The sequence below is a fragment of the Mesorhizobium sp. M1E.F.Ca.ET.041.01.1.1 genome (genome assembly GCF_003997355.1).
Classification (GTDB): Bacteria; Pseudomonadota; Alphaproteobacteria; order Rhizobiales; family Rhizobiaceae; genus Mesorhizobium.
Window position 1 is genome coordinate 1 of the sequence record NZ_RZSL01000742.1, and the last position, 2,536, is coordinate 2,536.

The window sequence follows — 2,536 nt, forward strand, 5'->3', positions numbered from 1 at the left end:
AAAATCGCCCGCCTCGACGACGCGGACGACCCCCTCGTTCTCGCCGGAGCGGTTGATTTCGGGTCTCGCCATTCGTGAATCTATTTCACAGAAAATATGCCTGACGCAAGGCTGGTTCACAGCTTGACGGATCACGATCTTCCCGGTCGGGGGCGCGGGACTGGGCGTCCTTTCCTGACCAACCGGACCATTGCCATGCCTCTTGCTCTCTATGCCCTCACCGCCGGCGCCTTCGGCATCGGCGTCACCGAATTCGTCATCATGGGCCTGCTGCTCGATGTCAGCGCCGATCTCGGCGTCTCGATCTCGGCCGCGGGCCTGCTCATTTCCGGCTATGCGCTGGGCGTCGTTGTCGGCGCGCCGCTGCTTGGCGCGCTCACTGGCCGCCTGGCGAAGAAGACGCTTCTGCTTGCCCTGATGGTGGTCTTCACCATCGGCAACCTCGCCTGCGCGCTGGCGCCCGACTACTGGACGCTGATGGCGGCGCGCGTGCTCACCGCCTTCGCGCACGCTTCCTTCTTCGGCGTCGGCTCCGTCGTCGCCACCAGCCTTGTCGCGCCCAACCGGAAGGCGTCGGCTATCGCGCTGATGTTCACCGGCCTCACAGTCGCCAATATCCTCGGCGTGCCCTTCGGCACCTGGCTCGGCCAGGCCTATGGCTGGCGCTCGACCTTCATTGCCGTGACGCTGGTCGGCGTCATCGCCTTTGCCGTGATCGCGCTGCTGGTGCCGCGCGACGAGCCGGCAGCGGCCGCCGAGGAGGAAAGCTCCGAAGGCGCGCTTGCCGTGCTTGGCCGCCGGCCGGTGCTGCTCGGCCTGTTGACCACGGTGCTGAGCTGGGTCGGTGTCTTTGCCGCCTTCACCTACTTGGCGCCGATCCTCACCCGCATCAGCGGTTTTTCCGAAGCCGCCGTGTCACCGATCCTGCTCGTCTTCGGTGCCGGTCTGGTCGCCGGCAACCTGCTCGGCGGACGCCTCGCCGACAGGCATCTGGTGCCGACGGTCATCGGCACGCTCGTCGCGCTGTCGGCCGCGCTGTTCGTCATGACCGCCGCCATGCATCAACCGATAGCGGCAATCATCGCCGTCGGCCTGCTGGGCGCGGCCGCCTTCGCCACCGTCGCCCCTCTGCAGATGTGGGTGCTGGAGAAGGCCAAGGGCGCCGGCCAGGGTCTTGCCTCCTCCTTCAACATCGCCGCCTTCAATCTCGGCAATGCGATCGGCGCCTGGCTCGGCGGCTTCGTCATCGATCACGGACCGGGCCTCGGCGCCGTCCCAGCTGTCGCCGGCCTGGTGCCGCTCGCGGCGTTGGCCGTGGTGTTCCTGGCGCAGCGCCTGGAGCGCGGCCGCCCGCTTGGCGAGCCTGCCGCGGCACAGTGCTGACCGGCTCCCTTTCACCTTCGGCATCACAAGGAGCGAAATCATGGAATATCGACGTCTCGGCGCCTCCGGCCTGAAAGTGCCGGCGCTGTCTTTCGGCGCCGGAACCTTTGGCGGTTCAGGACCGCTGTTCGGCGCCTGGGGCAACAGCGACGCCAAGGAGGCGCGCCGGCTTGTCGACATCTGCCTGGAGGCCGGCGTCAATCTCTTCGACACGGCCGACGTCTATTCGAACGGCGCTTCGGAGGAAGTGCTGGGCGAAGCGATCAAGGGCCGCCGCGACGCGGTGCTGATCTCGACCAAGACCTCGCTGCCGATGGGCGACGGTCCGGCCGACTGGGGCTCGTCCCGCGCACGATTGATCCGGTCTGTGGACCAGGCGCTGAAGCGGCTCGGCACAGACTATATCGACCTGCTCCAGCTTCACGCCTTTGACGCTTCCACGCCGATCGAGGAAGTGCTCTCGACGCTGGACGACCTCGTGCGTTCGGGCAAGCTGCTCTATGTCGGCGTCTCCAACTTCTCCGGCTGGCAGGTGATGAAATCGCTCGGCCTGGCCGAGATGCATGGCTACCCGCGTTACGTCGCGCATCAGGTCTATTACTCGCTGGTCGGCCGCGACTATGAATGGGAATTGATGCCGCTCGGCCTCGACCAGGGCGTCGGCGCCCTGGTGTGGAGCCCGCTCGGCTGGGGCCGGCTGACCGGCAAGATCCACCGCGGCCAGCCGCTGCCGCAAAAGAGCCGCCTGCACGACACGGCGAGCTTCGGCCCGCCGGTCGAGGACGCCCATCTCTTCAAGGTGGTCGATGCCCTGGAGGCTGTGGCGGCCGAAACCGGCAAGACCGTGCCGCAGGTCGCCATCAACTGGCTCTTGCGGCGGCCGACCGTGTCGTCCGTCATCATCGGCGCGCGCAACGAGGAGCAGTTGCGCCAGAACCTCGGCGCCGTCGGCTGGGCATTGACGCCGAAGCAGATGAAGGCCCTCGATGAAGCAAGCGCGGTGACGGCGCCCTACCCTTACTTTCCCTATCGCCGTCAGGAAGGTTTCGCCCGGCTCGACCCGCCGGCGGTGTGAGCGCTGGCGCCGAAGCTGCCAATCTCCCCTCTTGCGGGGGGAGATGGCCGGCAGGCCAGAGGGGGTCGTCTCACGTAG

Annotated in this window: 2 protein-coding genes; both read left to right on the top strand. The window is 67.2% G+C overall.

Annotated features, from left to right (window positions below; genetic code table 11):
* Positions 1 to 195 precede the first annotated feature (195 nt).
* On the top strand, positions 196 to 1,383 hold the full coding sequence (locus tag EOA38_RS33425) for an MFS transporter (protein ID WP_127301237.1): 1,188 nt from the start codon (positions 196 to 198) through the stop codon (positions 1,381 to 1,383).
* A 40-nt stretch (positions 1,384 to 1,423) separates the two neighbouring features.
* Positions 1,424 to 2,458: an aldo/keto reductase gene (locus tag EOA38_RS33430; RefSeq protein ID WP_127301238.1), complete on the top strand. Its 1,035-nt coding sequence runs from the start codon at positions 1,424 to 1,426 to the stop codon at positions 2,456 to 2,458.
* Positions 2,459 to 2,536 lie beyond the last annotated feature (78 nt).

Bases quoted from the DNA above. Each gene is read 5' to 3' on its own strand.
- EOA38_RS33430 (WP_127301238.1), top strand. From the start codon at position 1,424: ATGGAATATCGACGTCTCGGCGCCTCCGGCCTGAAAGTGCCGGCGCTG.
- EOA38_RS33425 (WP_127301237.1), top strand. From the start codon at position 196: ATGCCTCTTGCTCTCTATGCCCTCACCGCCGGCGCCTTCGGCATCGGC.